This is a genomic window from Pseudoalteromonas sp. A757, from assembly GCF_004103285.1.
Classification (GTDB): domain Bacteria; phylum Pseudomonadota; class Gammaproteobacteria; order Enterobacterales; family Alteromonadaceae; genus Pseudoalteromonas; species Pseudoalteromonas galatheae.
On the sequence record NZ_QNQN01000072.1, the window covers coordinates 280257 to 302192 of the forward strand.

At 43.8% G+C, this 21936-nt stretch carries 17 protein-coding genes; 5 read left to right on the forward strand and 12 right to left on the reverse strand.

The features are described 5' to 3' along the window. The first annotated feature begins 1 nt into the window (after window position 1). Window positions 2-592 carry a biliverdin-producing heme oxygenase gene (locus DRB05_RS16875; protein ID WP_128727955.1) on the forward strand — a complete coding sequence of 197 codons (591 nt, stop codon included), beginning with the start codon at window positions 2-4 and terminating at the stop codon, window positions 590-592. Next, window positions 589-978, forward strand: a complete 390-nt coding sequence (locus tag DRB05_RS16880) for a YbaN family protein (RefSeq protein ID WP_128727956.1) — start codon at window positions 589-591, stop codon at window positions 976-978. The genes DRB05_RS16875 and DRB05_RS16880 overlap by 4 nt, the downstream gene beginning before the upstream one ends. A 15-nt stretch (window positions 979-993) precedes the next feature. Here DRB05_RS16880 and DRB05_RS16885 read toward each other — a convergent pair whose 3' ends face one another. Beyond that, a complete protein-coding gene (locus DRB05_RS16885) occupies window positions 994-3018 on the reverse strand; it encodes a methyl-accepting chemotaxis protein (RefSeq protein WP_128727957.1) in 2025 nt (674 codons plus the stop codon). 198 nt (window positions 3019-3216) lie between these two features. Here DRB05_RS16885 and DRB05_RS16890 point away from each other — a divergent pair, with 198 nt between their 5' ends. After that, the gene (locus DRB05_RS16890; RefSeq protein WP_128727958.1) at window positions 3217-3669 is read left to right on the forward strand and encodes a pyridoxamine 5'-phosphate oxidase family protein; all 453 of its coding nucleotides are present in this window, start codon (window positions 3217-3219) and stop codon (window positions 3667-3669) included. A gap of 3 nt (window positions 3670-3672) precedes the next feature. Here DRB05_RS16890 and DRB05_RS16895 read toward each other — a convergent pair whose 3' ends face one another. After that, window positions 3673-4089, reverse strand: a complete 417-nt coding sequence (locus DRB05_RS16895) for a GNAT family N-acetyltransferase (protein WP_239966554.1) — start codon at window positions 4087-4089, stop codon at window positions 3673-3675. A 326-nt stretch (window positions 4090-4415) separates the two neighbouring features. Here DRB05_RS16895 and DRB05_RS16900 point away from each other — a divergent pair, with 326 nt between their 5' ends. Continuing rightward, window positions 4416-5870 (forward strand): hypothetical protein, encoded by a 1455-nt coding sequence (locus tag DRB05_RS16900; protein WP_128727959.1) that lies wholly within the window; start codon window positions 4416-4418, stop codon window positions 5868-5870. 43 nt (window positions 5871-5913) lie between these two features. Here the strand turns inward: DRB05_RS16900 and DRB05_RS16905 are convergent, their stop codons facing one another. From DRB05_RS16905 to DRB05_RS16935, 7 genes are all read right to left on the reverse strand, one after another. Next, window positions 5914-7185 (reverse strand): HAMP domain-containing sensor histidine kinase, encoded by a 1272-nt coding sequence (locus DRB05_RS16905; RefSeq protein WP_128727960.1) that lies wholly within the window; start codon window positions 7183-7185, stop codon window positions 5914-5916. Next, window positions 7178-8512: a sigma-54 dependent transcriptional regulator gene (locus tag DRB05_RS16910; RefSeq protein WP_128727961.1), complete on the reverse strand. Its 1335-nt coding sequence runs from the start codon at window positions 8510-8512 to the stop codon at window positions 7178-7180. Before DRB05_RS16910 ends, DRB05_RS16905 begins: the two co-directional genes overlap by 8 nt. 40 nt (window positions 8513-8552) lie before the next feature. Continuing rightward, window positions 8553-10979, reverse strand: a complete 2427-nt coding sequence (locus DRB05_RS16915) for an ABC transporter permease (protein ID WP_128727962.1) — start codon at window positions 10977-10979, stop codon at window positions 8553-8555. Next, the gene (locus tag DRB05_RS16920; protein ID WP_128727963.1) at window positions 10979-11701 is read right to left on the reverse strand and encodes an ABC transporter ATP-binding protein; all 723 of its coding nucleotides are present in this window, start codon (window positions 11699-11701) and stop codon (window positions 10979-10981) included. The genes DRB05_RS16915 and DRB05_RS16920 overlap by 1 nt, the downstream gene beginning before the upstream one ends. An 11-nt stretch (window positions 11702-11712) precedes the next feature. Next, complete coding sequence (locus DRB05_RS16925; protein WP_128727964.1) at window positions 11713-12969, reverse strand: biotin/lipoyl-binding protein; 1257 nt, start codon at window positions 12967-12969, stop codon at window positions 11713-11715. 174 nt (window positions 12970-13143) lie between these two features. Next, window positions 13144-14253, reverse strand: a complete 1110-nt coding sequence (locus tag DRB05_RS16930) for a hypothetical protein (protein WP_128727965.1) — start codon at window positions 14251-14253, stop codon at window positions 13144-13146. Between the two features lie 28 nt (window positions 14254-14281). Beyond that, window positions 14282-15079, reverse strand: a complete 798-nt coding sequence (locus tag DRB05_RS16935; protein WP_128727966.1) for an MBL fold metallo-hydrolase — start codon at window positions 15077-15079, stop codon at window positions 14282-14284. A 125-nt stretch (window positions 15080-15204) separates the two neighbouring features. Between DRB05_RS16935 and DRB05_RS16940 the strand changes: the two genes are divergently transcribed. Continuing rightward, window positions 15205-16437 carry an immunity 49 family protein gene (locus DRB05_RS16940; protein ID WP_128727967.1) on the forward strand — a complete coding sequence of 411 codons (1233 nt, stop codon included), beginning with the start codon at window positions 15205-15207 and terminating at the stop codon, window positions 16435-16437. Window positions 16438-16445: 8 nt separating this feature from the next. Here the strand turns inward: DRB05_RS16940 and hrpB are convergent, their stop codons facing one another. From hrpB to DRB05_RS16955, 3 genes are all read right to left on the reverse strand, one after another. Continuing rightward, window positions 16446-18953 (reverse strand): ATP-dependent helicase HrpB, encoded by a 2508-nt coding sequence (gene hrpB, locus DRB05_RS16945; RefSeq protein WP_128727968.1) that lies wholly within the window; start codon window positions 18951-18953, stop codon window positions 16446-16448. Window positions 18954-19029: 76 nt separating this feature from the next. Continuing rightward, a complete protein-coding gene (locus tag DRB05_RS16950) occupies window positions 19030-20898 on the reverse strand; it encodes a GGDEF domain-containing protein (protein WP_128727969.1) in 1869 nt (622 codons plus the stop codon). Beyond that, window positions 20898-21782, reverse strand: coding sequence for a hypothetical protein (locus DRB05_RS16955; RefSeq protein WP_128727970.1), 885 nt, complete (start codon window positions 21780-21782; stop codon window positions 20898-20900). The genes DRB05_RS16950 and DRB05_RS16955 overlap by 1 nt, the downstream gene beginning before the upstream one ends. Between the last annotated feature and the right edge of the window lie 154 nt (window positions 21783-21936).

Below are 21936 nucleotides of genomic sequence, written 5' to 3' on the forward strand. Positions count from 1 at the left end.
CATGACTACCGTTACCTCTACACTTTCTAGAGCACAAAACTTAAAACATGCAACTGCAGATACCCATGATAATGTAGACAAGTCAATTATGGCGCAAGAACCATTCACCAACACACAAAGCTACCTTGATTTCTTACGACTACAGTTTTATTTTTTAAAAGATGTGAGTGCGCTCTATGAACACCCAGAATTATTAGCACTTATTCCAGACTTAGCCGCGCGTCGCCGCTTAGGCATGCTTGAACAAGACTTTATCGACCTTGAAACCCACATACCAGCTCCTTATTTAACATCAGAAATAGCCGATGATACCGATGTCGCTACAGCACTCGGTTGGCTATATGTCGTTGAGGGCTCAAAAGTAGGTGCGGCGATGCTAGGTAAACAAGTTGAAGCCAAGCTTAGTTTTAATGCGCAGCACGGCGCTCGGTATCTAGCAGGCCCGGGGGCTGGTCGCGGCAGCGCTTGGCGAGAGCTTGTGCAAATCATAGACTCAATTGAACTGAGTGAACAGCAAGAGCAAGCGCTCGTTGAAGGTGCTCGCCAAGCCTTCACTCGTTTCCAAGCATTTCAAGCGCACGTTTATCCATGATGCTAAAAGCCGCCTTAGCCAACTATAAAAAAATAGCCCTACTGCTATGTGGATACCTATTTGTAGCCCTTGGTGTTATTGGTATTGTTTTGCCCGTCATGCCGACCACCGTTTTTTTTATTTTGGCTTTGGCGTGCTTTTCAAAAGCTTCACCTAAGCTTGCTTTATGGCTGCTAAATCACCCAAGGTTTGGCGCCTCATTAACACTATGGAAGCAACACAAGATTATTCCTCTCAAAGCCAAAGTTCTGGCAACAGCCGGCATGGCTGCAAGTTATGCTTTACTTATTTTTTTCTCACCGACGGCTTGGTTGGCCTGCGTAATTGGCAGTATAAAAATCGCAGTGATGTCTTATATTTATTCCAGACCATCAAAGCGTGTATAATACCAATTTACATTTTTACAATTTAAAGCGCTCAACCAGTGTTGCTAGACGATGCGAGAAGCTACTGAGCGACTCGCTGCCTTTCGCCAAGTTTTGCATCGCCTGAGCATTATCACTTGCGGTACTTTGTGCATCTAACATCACTTGCTCAATTTGCTGGCAATCTTTCGCCTGGTGATCAGCGGCTTGGCTCACTTCTTCGCTTAGCTGAGTGACCTGCGCAAGTGCATTGGCAATTTCATCCATCGCACTGGCAAGTGCCTCGCTTTGTTTTACACATAAGGCTACATCGCGCTGGCCGGAATTAATGGCTTCTGAGGCAGTGTGCGTATCTTGTCTTAGTGCTACTATCATTTGGTTAATTTCACTGGTTGACTCTTGCGTTCTTGACGCAAGCGTTCTAACCTCATCGGCGACCACAGCAAACCCTCTCCCCTGCTCACCAGCACGCGCCGCCTCAATTGCTGCGTTTAGCGCCAACAGGTTGGTTTGCTCCGCAATAGAAACAATGGTGTCCAAGATGCTGCCAATATTCTCACTGTGTGTTGTCAGCTTGGTCATACTCTCGACTGCTTCACTCATGCGTGTGCTAAGCGATAGAATATGTTCTTTATTGTCTTGCGTGTACTTACTCACTTCGGTTTTATGCTGGTTGGCGGTATGGATACTTGCGAGGCTATCTGACGAGCGTTCGGAAACCGCCAAAGCACTAGCTGAAATACTTTGCGCTAAACGATTGGCATTATCCATGCGGCGCATTTGCTCGGTCGCATTATTGGCTATTTGTTTGCTCTCGCTTAATGATGACTCTGATAGGTCTTCTAGTTCATGAACTTGGTTATTGATTGACTCAAGTAAGGCACGAAGGTTGTCTTTAACCTGATTGATATTATTAATTAATAGACCAAATTCATCATCGCTGCGCTTACTCATTTGTCTAGAAAAGTCGCCAGTCGCAAGGTATTTGAGCATTTTATTAACCGCAGCTAGCGGCCCAAGCATAGCCCGACTGGTTGAAATCGAGATAAACGTGCCTAATGCGATAAATACAATCACCAATAAAATGGCGGTATTTTGTGCTCGCTCAACAAGAGTTTCAGCATTATTTTGAGAGCGGTTAAATGCCGCGTCGGCATTTTGCTGTATTTTCTCAAGCTCGGTTAAAATGGCAACCGCATACTGCTCTGACTGCTTATATAGCATCGCGGCTTGTTGTTGTTGCCGCAATTTATCTTGTACCGCGACATACAGGTGCCCCGGCTCACCAAGCTTTTCTCTGAGCTTAGTCATGCCCTCACTAAACTGACTTAATAAGTCATCTGCATCCATTCCATAGGCTTGCCGTTTCAAAAAGGCTATGTTGTCTTCAATATTATCCAATAAAAACAACATATCTTGTTGGTGCTGCTCTATTTGATCAAGCGTTAACCCACTGATCCGTTGACTGTTATTATCCAAGGTAAAGAGCATGTCATCAATGCGAACGCCTGTCCCGACCATTTCCTCCAACTGCCGCGCGTTATCTGTCTCAATTAACTCGAGATCCAGCATGGCATTACTTGCCTGTTCTTTACCCTGTTTAAGAGCTTGATATTGAGATTGGATCCGCTGCTGTACTTGTACAATATCAGCCTTAGCCTGCAGCATTTGCTTTGCGGCATCACCGAGTTGTTCACCCAGCGCCAGAGTTTGCCTTAATGGTGTGACAAATTCAGGCATGGCTTGCGTCAATGACGTTAAGTGCTGCTGACGCTCAACATACAGTTGCTGCTGTGTAATGAATTGCTGTCGAACCCGGTTGATATCTTGCTCGCTTTCAAGAGTATAAGCTTGGGAAATCAGTTTGCTGAGCTTAAGCTGCTCAAGTTGCAAGGCGTCGGCACTGCGCTGAATCGGCAAAGTAATTTGGCCCATATTTTGATTAGCGGACTTTATTTGCGCCAATGCTAAATAGGCAAACACACACGCAAGTAACAGCAGCACACCTAATGCACTAAAGCCTAAAGTAATTTTTTGTTTTATTGTTAGTTTACTTAGCATAATGTCATTGCTCTATTTTGAGTAAATAAACTATGTTACAAACGAGATAAAAAACCAAGTAAATACTCTAAAAATTACTAACATATCTTTTAAAAAGGTAGCTTCAAATTTGCAGTTTTGCTTACTTAGTTTTTGATTTTATTTTTAGTTTTAGCGATCATAGCAGTCAGGAATCGTATTATTTAAGGGCATGACAAGATGAGAGAAACCGCAATCAGCGAAGTAAAAGCCTTATGCCAAAGCCATAAGAGCGCATTTTTATCTACCTTCTCTAACAACCAAAAAGGTTTTCCTTTTTCTTCTATCGCTCAATATATTTTTCTTGAAGATAATCACTTTTACTTCTTTATTAGTGATATCGCCCAGCACACCAAGAATTTAGCCAAGCACCCGGCACTTTCGTTTATGGTGCTTGGTGATGGCGCGGCTGAAGATGTTGAAAATGCGCGAGTTACTATTCTTGGACATGCACACAAATTGCCAAGAGCGGATAGTGAAAGCCTGATTGCACAATTCGTAATGAAGCACGAAAAAGCTCAGCAATATGCCATGCTCGGTGATTTTCACCTATGGCGAATTGAGGTAGCCAGGGTGCGGTATGTAGGCGGTTTTGGCCGTGCATTTTGGCTAGAAAAACAGGAATGGTACTAGGACCTACACTGCAAAAGCGTGTTCAAACTCGCTTTCTCGTCTCTGCAGTTGCGATTGATTGGTCATGTCAGCCAAGGTTTTGCGCCAGAAACCGCACGAACTTTCAATCTTATCTTGCATACGTACTTTCCAGCGACCTTTATATACCGACCAAATGTGTGCCATAAATTCGGTGGCATACTGCTTTCTGCGCTCGGCAGGCACAATATAAAGTGCACAGACTTCAAACTCCCGACGGTTTGAAACACCAATAACGGTAAAACCAACCAGCTTGCCATCTGCATAAAAAAGATAAGCGATATTGGTTGCACTGCACAGCTCAAACGAACCCACTTGCTTTTGATAATGACTCGCTTCTAGCAAATGTGTAAAAGCCTGCTCGCTGTATTTATCAACTCGAATTAACTCTAGTTCAACCACTTTTTTAATCTCCCGCTTGGTGTACGGTTGATCATGCTTAAAGTTTGTGGGCGAATTGTGAAGTTTTTAGATTGGTTTCTATTGTTTACGTTAACTAATCCTCAGTTGCCATAATATGGCAAGGTAAAACTACTTATCTGGAGAGGTTACAAATTCCAAAGAAAGATAAATATTCAAATATTGCTAAGTTGACGAAATTGGATCACAAAAGCTGGCATAACAAAAAACCTCGCTACGATAACATTCTTTTACAACTCTATTTTGTTCCTAAGTTAGTATATTTTGTAACCTCTACTTCTTTGATTCACTTTTGAAAGGATTTTACTATGCGTTTAGGATTATCTATTGCAGTGGCAACTATTACCCTACTAACTGGTTGCGGTGGCTCTTCAACTGACTCACAAGACCAAGCACCACCACCCAAAACGATCACGCCACCACCCTCTCCTACAGAGAACAAACTCAATATCACGGCACTGGACCAAAACAATCATGTTTACTCGAGCGACTTGGGTTACACCACGACTTTGGAGCGCGTCTTCAACTTAAAAGACGACAAACTATTAGTGCTTGGAGAAACATCAAGTGTTGAAGAATCAGGTAATAAAGAAGGTTTTTATGCGATCACGAACCTAGAGGGTCAAACTTATCAATATGAGAAAACGCAAGAAGGATTTGTTGATGCCTGTGCTTTTGACTCAGGGGAATACGTCATAGGTCGATTTAAACGTGAAGATACTGATCAGTTTAGTGTACAACTTGAACGCTATGATAGCTCAGGTACTTTGCTACAAAGTGCTGAAATGAAGGCGTTATCAATGGACGTTAAATATGATATCCCAGCTGATAAGAGTGCTTGGCTTAAAAAGCCGTTCACTATTATTCCGACAGACAATCCATTGAGTGAGATTCCATATACGCAAACTAGCATTACATGGTGGCGCTTTAACAATGTAAAGTTCTCCTGCCATGACAACAACTTGTACGTCAGTTATAACAACGGAGGTCAAAAGATTGCAAAATACGACGTAAACCTCCAACTTAAATGGCAAAAGCTGATCGATATTCGTTACTGGGCTAACAGTTCGCGTGCTTCTGAAGCAATTGAAATGGCGCTCTCTGAGAATGGATTTTTATACACAGTGCAAAATATTAGTACTGATGCAATTCCTGCCTACAATCATAAATTTTCGACCAACCATGCGATACCCGATAACACAGAGCAAAGTGCAATGCACATGATTGTAAAAACCTTTAATGTAGACGGCGAACAACTCAATGAACAATTTATCAGTGATACTGACTCATCGTTAGTTGAGGATGTTCAAGTACACCAAGACAGTGTATTTGTTGGTATATCGGCACGCCGCAACAAAACGGGTAAAACAAGATATTCAAGCGAATGGGATATTGGCTTAGTAAAAATTTACCATGGTGAAAGGGCTGCTGAGCGTTATTGGTATGACTTAGATAAAGAAGATGTGCTACGTGGAGTAAAGATCAGCAACGACACATTATTTGTGTACGGCCATACTGGTGGTGTACAAGTGGACACAAATAGCTGGGTTGAACATAGCAAGGCGTTTATTGGAAAAATCAACCTTGAAAACCTAGCCGATATTGCTGTTGAAACCACTAGCACAGCACGTTCCGCCAGTTTCCAAGATTTAACCATTCAAAATGGCGTGTTAAGCGCTGTGGGACTTGAGAATGCGCCCATGACACATTCTACTGATATCTCTATGGCGGGTTTGTTCATTAAAAAAACACTCAACGATTAGACCCGCCAAGTGGTGATAACGACCAAGTTATCACCACTTATTATTAACGCGAAAGCAAAGTAACCACAGCTTGAGCCCCTTTATTGTCAGGTAAATTCGCCAAATGCAACTCCCCTTGCTGATTACGAATAAGCTCCCTGCTCAACACCAAACCGATACCTGAGCCATTTGGTTTAGTGGAATAGAAAGGTACAAAAAGGTTATCTGGATTGGCGATTCCAGCGCCGTTATCTTCTAGGGTAAAGCGCCAATTTTTTGGTCTATCTATGGTTAGTGTTACGCCATCATTCCCCGCAGATTGATTTGCTTGCTCAGCATTATTGACAAGGTTGATCATAGCCTGCGTTAGCTGAGCTTCATCACAATAAACCAAGCCTTTATTAAGCGTCTTTATCTCAACACCGGGAAATAAAGCCTGCCAGCGGGATACCAGCAACTCTACCTCAATGCTGTGCATATCAACGGGTGGAAGCTGCGCTACTTGTGCGTAGTTTGCAACAAATTGCTGTAAGTGAGCGGCACGGCTTTCTATTACCCCGAGCATAGTTTGCTGCATCTCAGGTGAAATGATATTCCCATCTTGTTGTAGAGATTGCGCCATTGAGTAGACCGGAGTTAAAGCGTTTCGCACTTCATGATTGAGCACCGATAGTAGCTTTTGCCATACCTGCTTTTCATTATCTCGCAGCGCTTGCTCTACTGAGAAAAACACCAGTAATTGATAGACCCGCTGCCCCCGGTATAGCTTATGAGCCGCAATGCTAAATCGAGAGATGTGCTGCGTATGCTGCCATTGTTCATCCACATACTGAAGCGCCAGTGTTTTAGCATGTGCACCATGCAACACCTGCTCTGGATACACGGTATTCATGGCATGATTAGCAAAATACACATGATGATGCGCATCAAGTACCACTATTGGCAGAGTGAGTTCGCTAATAAAATTAAATACAAAAGCTTCATTCTGACCATATTCTTGACGCTTTTGCTGTAATCGCGTGGCAGCTTCTTTGAGCTCGGCCTTGAGCAATTCAACCCGGCCCTTGCGGTATTGCGCTAACTGCCATACACCAAACTCTTCGTTGGTCACACCGTCCAACTGGACAGCCAAATTTTCAAGTACCTGCATTACTACCCGATAGCCGTAACTCAGTGCGAATACAGAGGGGAGCATCATACCGAGCAACAAAGTGATTGCACTTAACAGCGTAAGCTCAAAATAGTAGCTCATCCCAAGCGCGAGCATAGCAAGTGTAATTATAGGTATCGCAAAGCCCACCAGTAACTTGTGCTCAAGTGATACCAGCTTAGCCATCAAGCTCTGCCTTTGGGCTCATATCATGCTTTTCTAGGCGTCGATAAATTGCAGATTTACTCAAGCCCAAAAACTCTCCAGCGGCCACTACATTGCCATCGAAATGGCGGATCGCTCTTGCAATCATGCGTTTTTCGGCTTCTTCTAGGCTCAAAAGTGGGAGCTCTTGCTCTGGTACACCTTCCTCAAGCTCAATATCATCCGCAGTTATCTCAGGCTGAAGTCCTAAGATCACTGCTCGTTCAATGACATGAGATAGCTCACGAATATTCCCAGGCCAACTGTAACTCAATAATTTGTCTAGCGCCGCAGCAGTTAGCGAGCGCTCCTGCCCGGTATCATTACCATGCCGCCGAGTGTGTTTAGCTAAAAAATGGGCTGCTAAGCTTGGGAGCTCTGTTAATCTCGCTCTGAGCGGCGGTACCTTTAGCACCACCGTATTTAAGCGATAAAGTAAGTCCTGCCGAAACTGCCCGGCGTTAATCGCTTCTGACAAATCCGTATTAGTGGCAGAAACAATCCGCGCATTACTGCGGCGCGTTTCAGAATCTCCCACGACTTCATATTCACCCGTTTCGAGCACACGTAATAGCTTGCCCTGAAGTGACAACGGCAAACTGCCGATTTCATCTAAAAACAAAGTGCCACTTTCAGCCATTTCAAACCGCCCAGTGCGGCTTGCTTTTGCATCGGTGAATGCGCCTTTGCAATGGCCAAATAACTCACTTTCAAATAATTCCGTTGGAATAGCGGCCATATTCACGCTCACAAAAGCGTGCTCAGAGCGACCGCTCTTCTCATGAATATATTTAGCCAACTGACTTTTTCCGCAGCCATTTTCTCCCAAAATAAGCACGTTGGCATTGGTTTTCGCAACGCGCTGAGCTTGCTGAAATAACTGAGAGGTCGCGTTATTGCCTGCGTGTGGTTCATGTGATGACGATAGCGCTTCAGCACTTTTGGTGTAGCGTCTAACGGTGTTCAGCAGTCGCTGGTTTTGCCAAGGTTTTTCAATGAGGTCACATGCGCCCAACTGCATTGCTTGGACCGCAAGTTCAACCTTGGCCCACGCGGTAATAACAACCACAGGCACACTTATTTGCGCTTGTCTCAACCAACTAAGAAATTGCAGCCCTTCTTTTCCTGAGGTTGTATCTCTATTGAAGTTCATATCAAGCAAAATAAGCGCAACGGGCTGCTCCGATAACATAGCCTTGGCTTCATCTGGGTGTGCGGCTTCAAGGCTCATAAAACCATGACTTTGTAGCACTATGGTGGCTGACATTCGCACGTCAGGGTTGTCGTCGATGATTAAAACTGGCGTCATCACTTCCTACTTATATTTTGTTTGGGCTTACGCCCAAACTTTAATGTTTTAATGCACGCATTGGTGTCGAGTTTATTAACTGTTTCATTGGGTAAATTGCCGTGGCTAACGCAAAAGCCAATATGGTAACAATCACCACAAGCAACCAGCTAGATTTTGCCAACAACCAATCTGACGAAACACTTATATAAAATCCCGCAACAACCATAATGGCAGCCAACATCGCCACCAGCATGGGTGCGATGGTATCTGACAATAACAACCGATATAAGCGGTGTCGTTTGGCACCAAGTGCCATTCGCATCCCAAACTCGTAGCGTCTTTGTTGAAAGCTATAGTTAAGCACACCGTAAATGCCCACCCCAGATAACAACAAACAAAAACCACAAAGCGCAAAGCTTAGCAGTAAAGTCAGGCGCTCCAAATAGGTAATGCTCTGATATGTCTTTGTTAAGTTTGAAAAACGCCATATTCCCGCCTGACCATTCACGGTGCTGATGGCATTTTGGATCTGAGCGCGAGTAAGTGATGCTCCCGGTTCCATTTCTATCATAAATGGATATCCCAAAGGCAGCGCGGGTAGCCAAACGGTTTTACCTTGAAGTTCATGATGACGTTTAGGGTGATTGAAGTTTTTTGAAATACCTACTATTTCAGCAGGTACATCTGGGTTAAAAATAAAATACGTTTCACCAATCACATCACCACCTGGTTTTAACGCCTGTGCCGCAGCCCAAGAAATAATAGCCTCTTCCTTTTCGCCTCGAATTGCAGCTTCGCTAAAAGTGCGTCCGGCAACGAGTTCAAGCCCAGTTAATGCAAAATAATCCGGCCCGACGTTACCTCTAACCATGCTCGGTGTCCATTCACTCGCCATATCCTGCATAGCAACCACAGGGACATCGCTTTGTAATGGACTTTCTCCATGGGCGACGCCTAACACGCCCGGAATGTTAACCAACGCGAGTTTGAATCCTTCAATATTGGCGTAACGCGCGGGAAATGGAGTGGGGTCTACGGGAATATGCAGCATCACGCTATACATATTGTCCAACTTTGTTCCGAGCGGTCTAAGCAAGGTATCGGCGCTTTTACACAACACCAAAGTCGCCCCAAGTACCAGCACTGTGGTAAAAAACAGCTGTACTGCAACCAGTGTTTTTGTCGTCGCTATGCGTACTGCTTTTACGCTGCCCTTACCTGACGACTGCATGCTTTGCTTAAGCTGGCTAAAATCAATCATGCGTGAGGTGACAAACGCAAACAATAAAGCCAATAATAGTACGGTTAGGATAGCACTGAGCAGTACAGTGGTATCTAAGGTTAAGGTATCAATCAGCGGCAAATAACCACTGGTGAGCGCTTTAACTAATCTCAACTCCCACGCCGCGATAAATAACCCCACCAGCACAGCACCTGACACCAATAACAGCGCTTCTAGCAAAATGCCACGAAACAACAGCTTACGCTTCGCGCCGAGCATAGCTTGTAAGGCCAGTTGCTGTTGGATGGTGTGAGCTCGAGAGATAAACAAATTACTCACATTAAAAATTGCAATGAGTACCAAGCATGACACACTCAACAACACGATAATGGCAAGCTTGTCATGTCCCGCCAGCTCTACGTCACGGTACAAGCGTACTATAGGTTCAATAGCCACGAGTTCTTCGTCAGCCGATTTCCATTCGCTTTGGTGTAGTTGAACATTTTGATATAGCTGGTCTGCGAGGATATCCTGACCACTTTTGACTGGTAATATCGCCAGTAACTTCAAGTTGTTTAGCCTGCTACTCCACGGATGATACTCGCCGCGCTGATCACCAAAAAATCGCTCATCTTCAGAGAAACTAAGCCACAGCGCCCCATTTCCTTCACTTAAAAAGTAAGGATCAACATGCGTACGTGCAGCAACACCGACGATGGTGTACAGTCTGCCAACAATCCGCAGACTCTCCCCAAGCACATTGTCATCACCATTGAAGTATTGTTGCCAAAGTTGATAGGAAATAATGACCTCTGGATTTTTCTGGCTAATGCTTTTCGTCGGTGTTAGGTACCGCCCCAGTGCTAGCGGCATTTTCACCATACTAAAATAATCCGAACTTGCAAAAGTCAGCGTAAGCTTTGGCTTGCCAGCTAGATTTTCAATCACATCAGAAAAGCTACTGATCAAAGCTCGTTTTTCAAATATGGAGGGGATCTGATACCAGTTCAGCATATTTTGAAAGCTTTGCAGCCCTTCAGACGCCCTGTCTTGGTATACGTTTTTTTGTTCTAACACAACAAATCGCGATTCATTTTCAATCTCAAGCGGCTTAATAAAGAAGCCACTAAACAGACTCAATGCGACAAAAAAGCAGCTTAACGCGAGTGCCAACGTCAGTACTAGCGTGATACAAAAATTCGGTACTTGAAGCAAACTTTTGATTGCCAGCCCTAATTGACGCCGAAGTTGCAAAAACCCCATTACACCACCTCCGCAGTACAACTATCACGTTTTGCAACGCTTGATGAAACCTGTACACCATCTAAAAGCTGAATTTGCCGCTTGGCATAACCTGCATAGCGAATATCGTGCGTCACCATGCAAATGGTTGTGCCTTGCCTATTCAACTCCCCCAGCAAGGCCATTACCGCATCACCATTTTTAGAATCGAGGTTTCCAGTTGGTTCATCAACTAATAAGATACTTGGCTCGCCTGCAAGCGCACGCGCAATAGCCACTCGCTGTTGTTGCCCACCAGATAGTTGGTTTGGTTTATGTTTTGCTCGGTGAGACATTTCAACTTGCTTAAGTGCGCCCATCACACGGCGCTCAATTTCGTCAGTCGCAAGCGCAGGCTCACGATATTGAAGCGGTAAAGCCACATTATCAAATACCGTTAACCCATCCAGTAGGTTAAATGACTGAAAGACAAAACCGATATGCAAATTACGCAGCTCTGCTTGCGTGTCTGCATCTAGCGTACTGGTTTCTATATCTTGGATGCGATAGCTGCCTGAAGTGATGTCATCTAATAGTCCAAGAATGCTCAATAGGGTGGATTTTCCCGATCCTGACGGACCAGTTATCGCAACGTAATCGCCCCTTTCAATTTCAAGGTTAATGTTGCTAATGGCGTGAGTTTGAACATCCTCGCCAAAGAACACTTTGCTCACTTGATGTAATGCCAAAATTGTCTTGTCCATTTGTTCTTCCTTTACCGATTGAGTGATTTAATTGTTATTTTTTCTAGGTGCTGGTAGTCAGACATTTCTGACACCACCACTTGCTCACCGGATACACCGCCTTCAAGTACTTCTATGGCATTGCCGGCTAGTTTACCAAACTTAAAACTTTTTTTGATAAGCATGTTGTTTTGTTTATCTAAAACAAATAATTGACTCTGAGATTGTGGAGTTACACGCGGTGGCTTGATCAGTGAAAGTGCGGCGGTCTTTTTTGCTGTAAAAATTTGCCCTTCAACAGTCAAAAGTGGGCGAGCATTGCTTGGCAGCTCTCCAAGTAATGTCAGTTCTATCGCAATACGCCCGTCTTGTACGATGGGTACAATGCGGCTAACCTTTGCCTCAACCTGACCAACAAAGGTGTCTACTAGCGCTCGTTGACCTAAGATAATCTCGCTTGCTTCTCGCTCAGGCACCAGTAAGTCGGCTACCAAAGTTCGCTCACTGCCCACCACGGCTAGCGCCTGCCCGCGTGTAATTGCTTGACCTTGACTGACATGTACTTGCTGCAACATGCCGCTGATCCCCGCAGTGACTTGTAATTGCTCCACCGCCTGAAGCGCAACCTGATAGCTCAGCTCATATTCTTTTAATAGCTCTAGCTCAATCTCAATTCTTTGCTTATGTAATGCACTGGTTTGGCTAAGCTGCTGCTGAGCGAGTTTTACTCGCTCGCTTAACTGGGCGACCATTAAGATTGAGCGCTGATGATCTAAGCTTGAAACTATGCCTTGGGTGACTAATTGGCGCTCAGCCTGCTCTCGCAATTTGGCATTTTCAAGCTCACTGCTGAGTAGAGTATTTTGTCCTTTTAATACTAATCGCTCACTTTCTTGGCTTAGCCTTAATGCTTCAACATTGGCTTTTTGCCTAGCGAGTACTAGTCTTTCCCGGTGGAGTTGCTGAGTTAACTCAGGATTGGTTAACTGTAAAATAACGGTGTCTGGCTCTACCCTGCTGCCAGGAAGATGCAGTACGGTTTCAACTTGCGCTGCAAATGCGGTCGTGATCTCTCTACTGATCTTTGAGCGTAATCGGCCATAGCCTTTAACACTAAACTGTATCGGTCCGGATTGAACGGTGGCAAATTTGAGCTTTTCAGCATCTATTTGCTGGTCGTGAGGCACAATCCATACGCCCATTGCAGCAAGCAAAATAAGGGTTGTTAACAGCCACCACCGACGAAATGGCTTTTTAGCCGTTTTGGCAAGGCTAATGTGAATATCCATCGAATTACCATGTTATTATTTTTATACGGTAATACGATATTTAGGCCAAATTTAACCTATTGATTTTTATAAAGTTAAAAGAATTCGCCTTTATGAACTTTCCCTAACTTGGGACTGTGTAATATCAGTTATGGGAAACCTGCCGCTCAGCAAAGAACAACAGGTTCAGATAGCCTATTTAATTCGCCAAATTGCTTTAAAGGTTTTACTCGCCAAATAGAAAAATAACAGCGGCATCAATACTAACTTCAGTACCAAAAGCGATACCACGTTTAAGAAGTCGATAAAGAGTGACTCAGCAGCGTCGAGCATATCGCTAATACCACTAGAAACCGCTTTAATTGCTCGGCTTAGCGTCCCTTCATTGCTACCGTGAAGCTGCTCATTGAGCTTTTCAATTGCGTGTTGATGTTGATCTTTTTCTCTATTGATAAGCGCTATTTGAGTGTCGAGTTTTGTTTTATCGCTGGCCAATCGCTGTTGCTTTTCAATCAGTGGCTTAGCCTCTTCACTTTTGGTAAATGTTAACCATTCGGATAAACTTCGGTTCGCTTGAGCCGCTTCAATATCACCTTCCAAAGCGGTAATTTCAGCATTTAGTTCAGTCGCTTCACCATGAAGACGGATCTGCTGTTTAGTCAATAGCGCTATTTGCTCACTATGGCTTTGCTTTTGACTGGTGATTTGGGCTTTTATTTTTGCACTTTGCGCACTGGTCTTTGTTACTTGAGATTGGAAGAGATCAACACTACTCGACACAACTTCACTTTGTTTATTTATTTCTTGGTCCAGTAACAGTTGGCTAGTGAGACCCGTCGATAGAATAACAAAGGGAACCACAAAACGGATCAGTAGCATCGTGGCTAATATTTTAGTCCTTACCGTTTGCCAAAGTCCTAGATAGCAGCACACGAAATATCCAATTACGGTGACGGTAAAAGCAACACTGAATAATATATGGGTGGAAATAGTGTAGAGAATACGTTGGATAAACAAAGAGCCAATGGCTAGTTGCATCACATCAGAAATGTATTCGGCTAAATCATTGATAGGGTCGAGTAGCTGCGCAGGCTGAATGCTTGCAACACCAATCCCAACCTCGGCAGATTGCAGCAAAGAAATAGCGCCATTTACCGTACGTGCTGAAGCATAGACAAGCGAAGACTGCAGTAGCGCATCATCAATAAAGGTCATCATGGCAGTATTAAATTCTGGCAACCAACTTATCACCACAAGGATGACCAACAGAAAATATAAAGCTATTTTTCCACTTTTTGTTTGCATATCAGCCTCAGCCTTTTAGCAGTTTTTATTAAGCTTTGTTTGCTTGCCCTAGCACAGTGATAGTGCGCTCAATGAAGCGGGTAAGCGCCCGCTCTGGAAGAAAGGGTTGTCGCCCTTCAAGATTAAACTGTGATAATAAGCGCTTAATCTCCTCATCGTTCTTTATTTGCTCAACCGACTTACCCGCCTGATTCAAAATCTTAACCCGTTCAACCCAAGCGAATGTTTGAATTCTATGTTGTTCGAGTTCACTTTTCGATGTAGGTTTGCCATGACCTGGCACAATCAGCGTATCTTGATCGCCAATCGACAAAATCAAATCGACCGCTTTATTAAAACCCGTTAAGCCCCCAGCATAAAATGTTGGATGCCAGTTTGTGGTGTAAATATCTCCGGTGAACAAAATATTGCTCGTGGGATGATAGAGGATGTTGTCATTGGCGGTATGTGAAACGGCTTGAGTATGCTTTATCACTCCAAGCTCCTTTAACCCTTGCGAGCTGTCAATAAGTGTAAAACCTTGCTGTTGGAAAAAAGCATTACCACCTGTGTGATCCGAATGACGATGTGTATTTAGCAGGTATTTTTTCTCGCTCTGAAAGCTATTCTGTATCAAATCATTGAGCTTTGGCAAACCTGTATCTTCAACTGTGGGGTCAATGACCACCACTCCCCTTTTCGTTGCAAAGATCCCAATGCTCGTGCCATAACTTTTATCTCTAACGACTTTTGCTGTGTCAGATTGATAAAGCACTTCAAACTCACCGCTATAAGCTGGCTGAGCAACAATCAAGCCCAGTAAGATGAGCGCCATGATAGACCGCATTACACACTCCTTTATATTATTAGATTGCTCACACTATAACCATTAGGCTGCCTTTACAAGGCTTGCCAAATTCTTTAATCTGAGGCTCGAATTGGATTCACTAAAAAGACAAAAAGGAATGTTAAATGCAGATAACCGCTTTCTTTGTCATCATGTTAAATTGCTTAATTTTCACCACCATCAATGCCAAAGGTAAATTGTCACCTTCTCGCGCCAAAAGGTGGGGCATGTTTTGGCTTGCTTCTATCGCTTTCTTTTTTATATTGGGGTTATTCTTTAATATATATGAAGAGCAAGACGAATTTAGAGCGACTTTATCAAACTACGCATCTTTGGTAATACTGGGTTATTTCGTATTTAGGTTCTTTAATCGACATAAGCTCAATGCGCAACGCCAAGCTCTAAAAGACGCCAAAATCGCAAGCGTCGCTATGCCACCAGCGACGGATACGGACAGCATGCTGAATACCAGTTACCAAGTAGCGGCTATGGATGAAGGCGATCTAGAAATCGTACAAATCATCGAGCACATGTTTTCCCAAGAAATGCTAAATGACGATGCTGAATTAGTGCATTATGCCGATTCACGCATTGAGCTTTATATATGTTATCTAGACTACTATCCAAAGCTAGGATTCTATAATCTATTTGATTTTTGTACTAACGAAGTTATTCCCAGAATGGTTCATCTATTACCAAATAGCGACACTGCATGGCGATATCTGCTTATGATCCAACAACTAGGGTTGGGCGTATTTTTAAATCATTTCAAATCACATCAATCTTTTACAATCCATCTTGACGATGCGTTTCGGTATACTGGTACCTCCAGTCCCGAGAGTATTACGCCAAAAGCCTGGTTGCAAGCGGTTAATATATCCATTCTAACACGCCAGCAAGGCAGCATTGATTATCTCAAAGAAATTAATCTAAGTGAGTTTCAATGCAGTCCAGATCAAGTGCCATGCACAACCTTTGAGCTTGCTCTTATCGAGTTGTATCAGGCATTGCTCACCAGTGACTCTGACATAACGCCAGCGTTAACTAACATCTGTAACGATGACGTTTCCAACCGTGAGGGTGAAGAGCATTTATATGCTCGAACTATTCAATATCCGCTCACTAAAGTGATACAAGGAATGTTCAGCGACGCGCAAGCGTTTAATCAAGCGATACAACAAGCGTTGGAACTACATCATAAATATTATCTCAGTCGCTCCCCACTGCAACAAAAAAGAGAGCTATACTCGCTCCCCCTTACTGCGCTTACAATTTTAGCGCATGATATTTTTGGTTTTAAGCTACATCAGCAAAGTCAGTATATTCCTCACTGGCTTGCTTACCCAAGCTTTGACTAAACCATGCTTCAACCTCTCGGTTTTATGGAGCGGCCAGGCTTTTCCTCAAGCGGTTTATCTGGCCATCGGTGTTTTGGATATCGACCACGCATTTCTTTGGCCACCTCAAAATAAGAAGTTTGCCAAAAGTTGCTTAAATCGCTGGTGGTTTGGATTGGCCTTTTCGCTGGAGATAACAGCTCGAATCGCACCGGGACTTGACCATTAGCGAGCATCGGCGACGTCAATTGACCAAACATTTCTTGTAACACCACTGAAACGGTTGGCCCTTGGTGCTCATCGTAGCGGATCGCGACTCGCTTATCGCTTGGCGTAACATAAAACTCAGGTGCTTGCGCTTCGAGTTGCTGTTGCTGATCCCAAGTGAGTGTCGCTTGAAGCAGATTAAAAATATCCAGTTGCTTCAGTTGTTTGATAGTGTTTACGCCCGTCAAATAGGGCAATAACCAAGTATCAAGCTGCGCCATCAAACTTGCCTCAGATATCTGTGGGAAGGTATTCAAGTGCTCACTTAACCATTTAGCTCGAGCAAGCCATGCGTGACTTTTTGCCGACCAATTGAGCAGACCAAGCCCTTCCGATGTGAGAATATCCTTCACACATTGGGCAAACGCTTCTTTGGGAATTTGACTCAGGTTTTGCTCCTTTAATACTAGAGCATGATATTTAACTTGTTGACGGCCCTGAATCGCCTCCTTTTTACTATCCAGTTGATACCGCACCACCTCACTCAAATATGGCGCTAGTTGCTCAAGTAATGTGCCCTTTTCAATTGCGCAGCTAAGAAATACCAAGCCATCCTTATTTTTGCCATCCACATCACAAACAATCAAGTAGGCCTGACCTTGCAGCGGATCGCCGTCACGTAATGTTACTCCCCGTCCATTCGCAAGCAAGTAGCGGTTATCCCCTTGAGGACGTTTTTGTGCAGCTCTGTCAGGAAAGGCATGGAGCAATAAAGTAGGCACTAAGATTTGAATATCTACAAGGGTGATTGCTTCACTCTTGAGCTTAATTCCCAGTTTGTGTGCAAATGATTTGGCCAATTTTACGGCCTGCTCTGCGGCAGCTCTGTGCAAGCGATATGCTTTGGCGGCACGGGTACGGTCTTGAACAAACTCAATCAATGCTAAAACTCGCTCACATACGTCACTTGTGTTGGCTTGCACTAAAATATCTCGCTCGCTTAATATCGCCGCCAAAAAACAAGCAAGTTGTTGCTCAATAGACGTCTCACATCGCAGTAGCATGCTAGCAAGACGAGGCGAAACACCCAGTTGTAGTGCACGCTGCCCAGCAGTTAACACTTTATTATGCGCATCGACCAAGCCAAGCGATTGATTTAATTGACAGGCCACCGAAAAATGTTGCACCGGTGGCGGTGTTAGCCAATTCGCGTCCTTGTATTGAGTCACCCCCCACGCACTTAGCTCTAACGCTAAGTCAGATAGGTCAGTGGTAGTGATTTCTTCTGGCTGAAAGTCACGTAAATTATTATGCTCGCTTTCGCGCCAAAGACGTAAACAGTGACCTGCGCGTAGACGACCTGCACGCCCGGCTCGTTGTGTTGCTGATGCCTTTGAGATCATCACCGTATCGAGTCGAGAGAGACCGCTTTTAACATCATAGGTTAAGCGTTTTTCAAGGCCAGAATCTATAACCATAGTGATCCCGGTAATAGTCAAACTGGTCTCAGCAACATTAGTCGCAAAAATAACACGCCTGGATGCACCATCGCTTTTATTGAGCACCTTTTCTTGCTCAGATAAGGGTAATCCGCCGTACAAAGGCATAAGCTCAATATTACTTTGGTCAAGTACTTGACAAGCCTCAATGCAGCGCTGAATATCAGCCTGTCCGGGTAGAAAAACCAGTACATCACCATCGCCTTGCAGAGTGAAAGCATGGCGCAGCGCACTTAACACATGATCCGCCAAGTAACGGCTCGCTTTACCGATATATTCAACTTCAACAGGATAGGTTTTACCTGGGCAAGATAACTTTGGTGCGCCATCCAGATAGTTAGATAGTAGCTCCGTGTCTATGGTGGCAGACATCACCAACAATTTGAGGTCATCTCGATACGCCTGTTGCACTTCAAACGCGAGCATTAAGGCTAAATCCGCATGAATAGAACGTTCATGGAATTCATCAAAGATAATAAGTGCAACATCACTAAGTTCAGGATCCGCTTGAAGACGTCGAGTCAATACGCCTTCGGTGACGATTTCCAAGCGGGTGTTGGATGAAACACGTTGCTCGTTTCGGATTTGATAACCAACTCGATCACCGACCGATTCTCCCAACTGTTTGGCTAAAAAGGTCGCAATAGATTTTGCCGCCACACGACGTGACTCAAGCATAATGATTTTTTTACCGGAAAAAATATCAGCTTGCAGTAAACGCAGTGGCACTAAGGTCGATTTACCTGCGCCGGGTTCGGCCTGCAATACTAAACGGTTATCATTGGATAAGGTGGAAATAATCTCAGGTATAAAGGCTTCAATCGGCAGCAAAACTCTAACACTTTATTATTCTATCTTGCTCAATATGATACACCTAAACTTGATGCCGCCAAACAGCCGAATTCGCTTAACGAGTATTACAAGCGTAAATAAGATCGGATAGATTTGACCATGTTTTTAGTTTGCCCGCTTGTAAGTATGAGCGTAGATTTTGCACCACATGCTCGGCTGGACTTTGCATTTCCTCGTCTCCGGTATGGACACCAACCCAAGCATTACGATGAGATTCTTTCGCCAGATATAAACCACCGTCGGCTAACTCCAACACGTGCTCCCAGCTAAGCTTATCTGGTTGTGTTGGGTCAAACGGGAATGGCGCAAAGCCAATTGAACATGTACAGTTAATCGTTTGATCGTTCACCACAAATGGATAGCTCTCCACTTGGCGACGGATCCGTTCTGTTACTTCGTGTGCAGCCGCTCTGTCCATATCCGGCATCACCAGCAAAAACTCTTCTCCACCCCAACGCACTAAAATATCTGACTCTCTTGTGCATTGCTTAAGGATTTCAGCAAAGTCTTGCAGCACAATATCTCCTGCCGCATGGCCAAAGCTGTCATTGATATTTTTAAAGTGATCAATATCAACAATGACAAAAATCAGATCGGCGTTCTGTTGTCTTTGCGGAACTTGCCACTTTTGTCTGTGTACCTCAATGGTACTATCAATCATACTAAAAAAGTGGTGTCGATTGCTAAGCCCAGTTAAGCTATCAGTGAAGCTTAGGGTTTGCAAACGCTTGTTTCGTTCCGCCAACTCCTCAGTACGTTGCGCAACCTGACTCTCTAACAGCTTGGTGTAACGGCGATTCTGCCATCGCCAATAAAATACCAGCACCAGAGTAAATGCAAGCAAGGCTATCAATAGCCAACGCTGCTGGCTTAATCTAGCGTTTTCTATCTGTTGTTGGTGCGCCATAATCTGTTTTGCCTGCTGGGCATTATCACGCTCCAATTCGTTAAGCGCTTGTTTTTGCTGAGCAAGAGAGTACTGTGCTTCTAGCTTAAGTAATTTGTTATTGCGCTTTTGCAAATTCAGTGACTGCTCAGTAACAGCGTAGCGCTTTAGATAGCGATGTGCCTGCTGATAATCGCCTATTTGAGCATGGGCTGAGGCCAATAGCCATTGTAACTGAGATTGAAAGAGTAAAAAACGTGTACCAAGTGTGTCTCTTAGCCCGGCCTGAGCTAACTCAATTGACGTTGCAAAATCACCACTTTGTAAAGCGACTCTGGCACGCTGCACCGTCGACATTATCCGCATTCTTCGATTTTGAACCAGATAACCCGCATCGTCTAAATCATCTAGAATTTGCTTGGCTTGTAAGTATTCACCAAGCTGTAAATGAGCCCACGAACGTGTGAGTTTTAACTGTGCGATAGTCTCTTGCCGAATACCTGAAATCTCAGGTACGAAAGAAGACTTTAGCGCTAAACGATAAGCTCCCCTATCCATATTCAAGCGCGACTGCCAAAGACTGATATCGGCTTTTATTTGGGCATTATCATCAATTTGCTCAGCCAGCAATGACGCTTTATCCAAATAACGCTGTGCTAACTCATAGCTCTCTAAGTCAATATCAAGGTGAGCAATGGCAAGATATGTGTTTGCTTTTAAAAACTTATTATTATCCGCTTCGGCCAACTGCAACGCTCGTTGGTGTAAGTCTAGACCATCCTCAAACTCACCAAAGTGTTGAACTATACTTCCTTCTAATAATAATGCTTTGATTTGCAAAGGCTTATTACCTTGCGCACGCGCTTGCTCTCGCAGCGCTCTAATCTCCGGTAATAAAGACAAGTCATAATCTTGTTCAGCAGACATTTGTAGCGCGTTTAAATTGCGCTGTATTTGCTCTGATGGTTCGTAAGCAAAAACACAAAATGTAATTAGAGCGCTCATCATTATGCAAAGCGATACAACGGCTGGTTGCATTAGTTTTCTCCCACCAGCATTTTAGCGTTAGCTACCTGCCAATTCGCCACTTTTTTGTTGATAAAACCGGATTCTGTCAGCGCCCTTCTAATCACACCTCGTCGTTTCAGTATCCTTAACCCACGATTGAGTGCCGCAAATATTTGCTCACCTTCAGGGTGGTTTTTACTGACGACAAAATGTCGAGAGTCTGGTAAGACAACCTTAATATTCTCGATTGGGACATATTCTTTACCCTCAAAATTTAAGGTTAAAGAGTCACTCACGCTAAAGTTAATCAACATGGTATCGACCACATCGCTTTCTACCATTGCTAACATGGTTTCCCATGGGCCAATAAAACTCACCATATGTAAATCGGTATTCATCAAAGCACGCCAATCCACTTCCCATTGCGGATTAGACACAACATTCAACTGTCTTAGCTGCGAAAGCGGCGTTTGTTGCAGTGCGACATTACGTTTAGTGACGTATAGCCCAGCTTCGTAATCTCCTACTTCAACAATCGGATCTGAGATAAATAGTGAACCGCGATAGTCCACTATATTTTCATGCCAAACACTGCGAGCAAGGATGAGGCTTTCCCCAGCGATTAGATCAGAAAACTCTAGAATATTCACCGAAGGCTTTGGATTAAATATGACTTTACGTGTTTCACCACCAAGAAACAGGGCCTGCTGTAAAAGCACCATTTCGATGATTTCAATATGAGAACCATTTGTGCTTGGGAAAAAAGAATCTACATCTAAAACGTCACGACCGGCAAGAAAGTCCTCATAACGCTGACTAAAATTTTCGCTACTGATAATATCAACAACCAGCTGATTGCTCCCCCAACCGAGATTGGAAATAAAAAGGAGTGAAAACAACCACTTCATCTTCATTATTGAGCAAAGCCTTATTATTAACCATTATTCAATCCAGTATACTTGAATTTAGCTCACTCTGTTAACTACTAAACAACATATTCTAATGAATTTGGATTTGAAATTTATCAGTCTGCAAATAAACGTTAAAACTCAAAAAGTGAAGGTAATA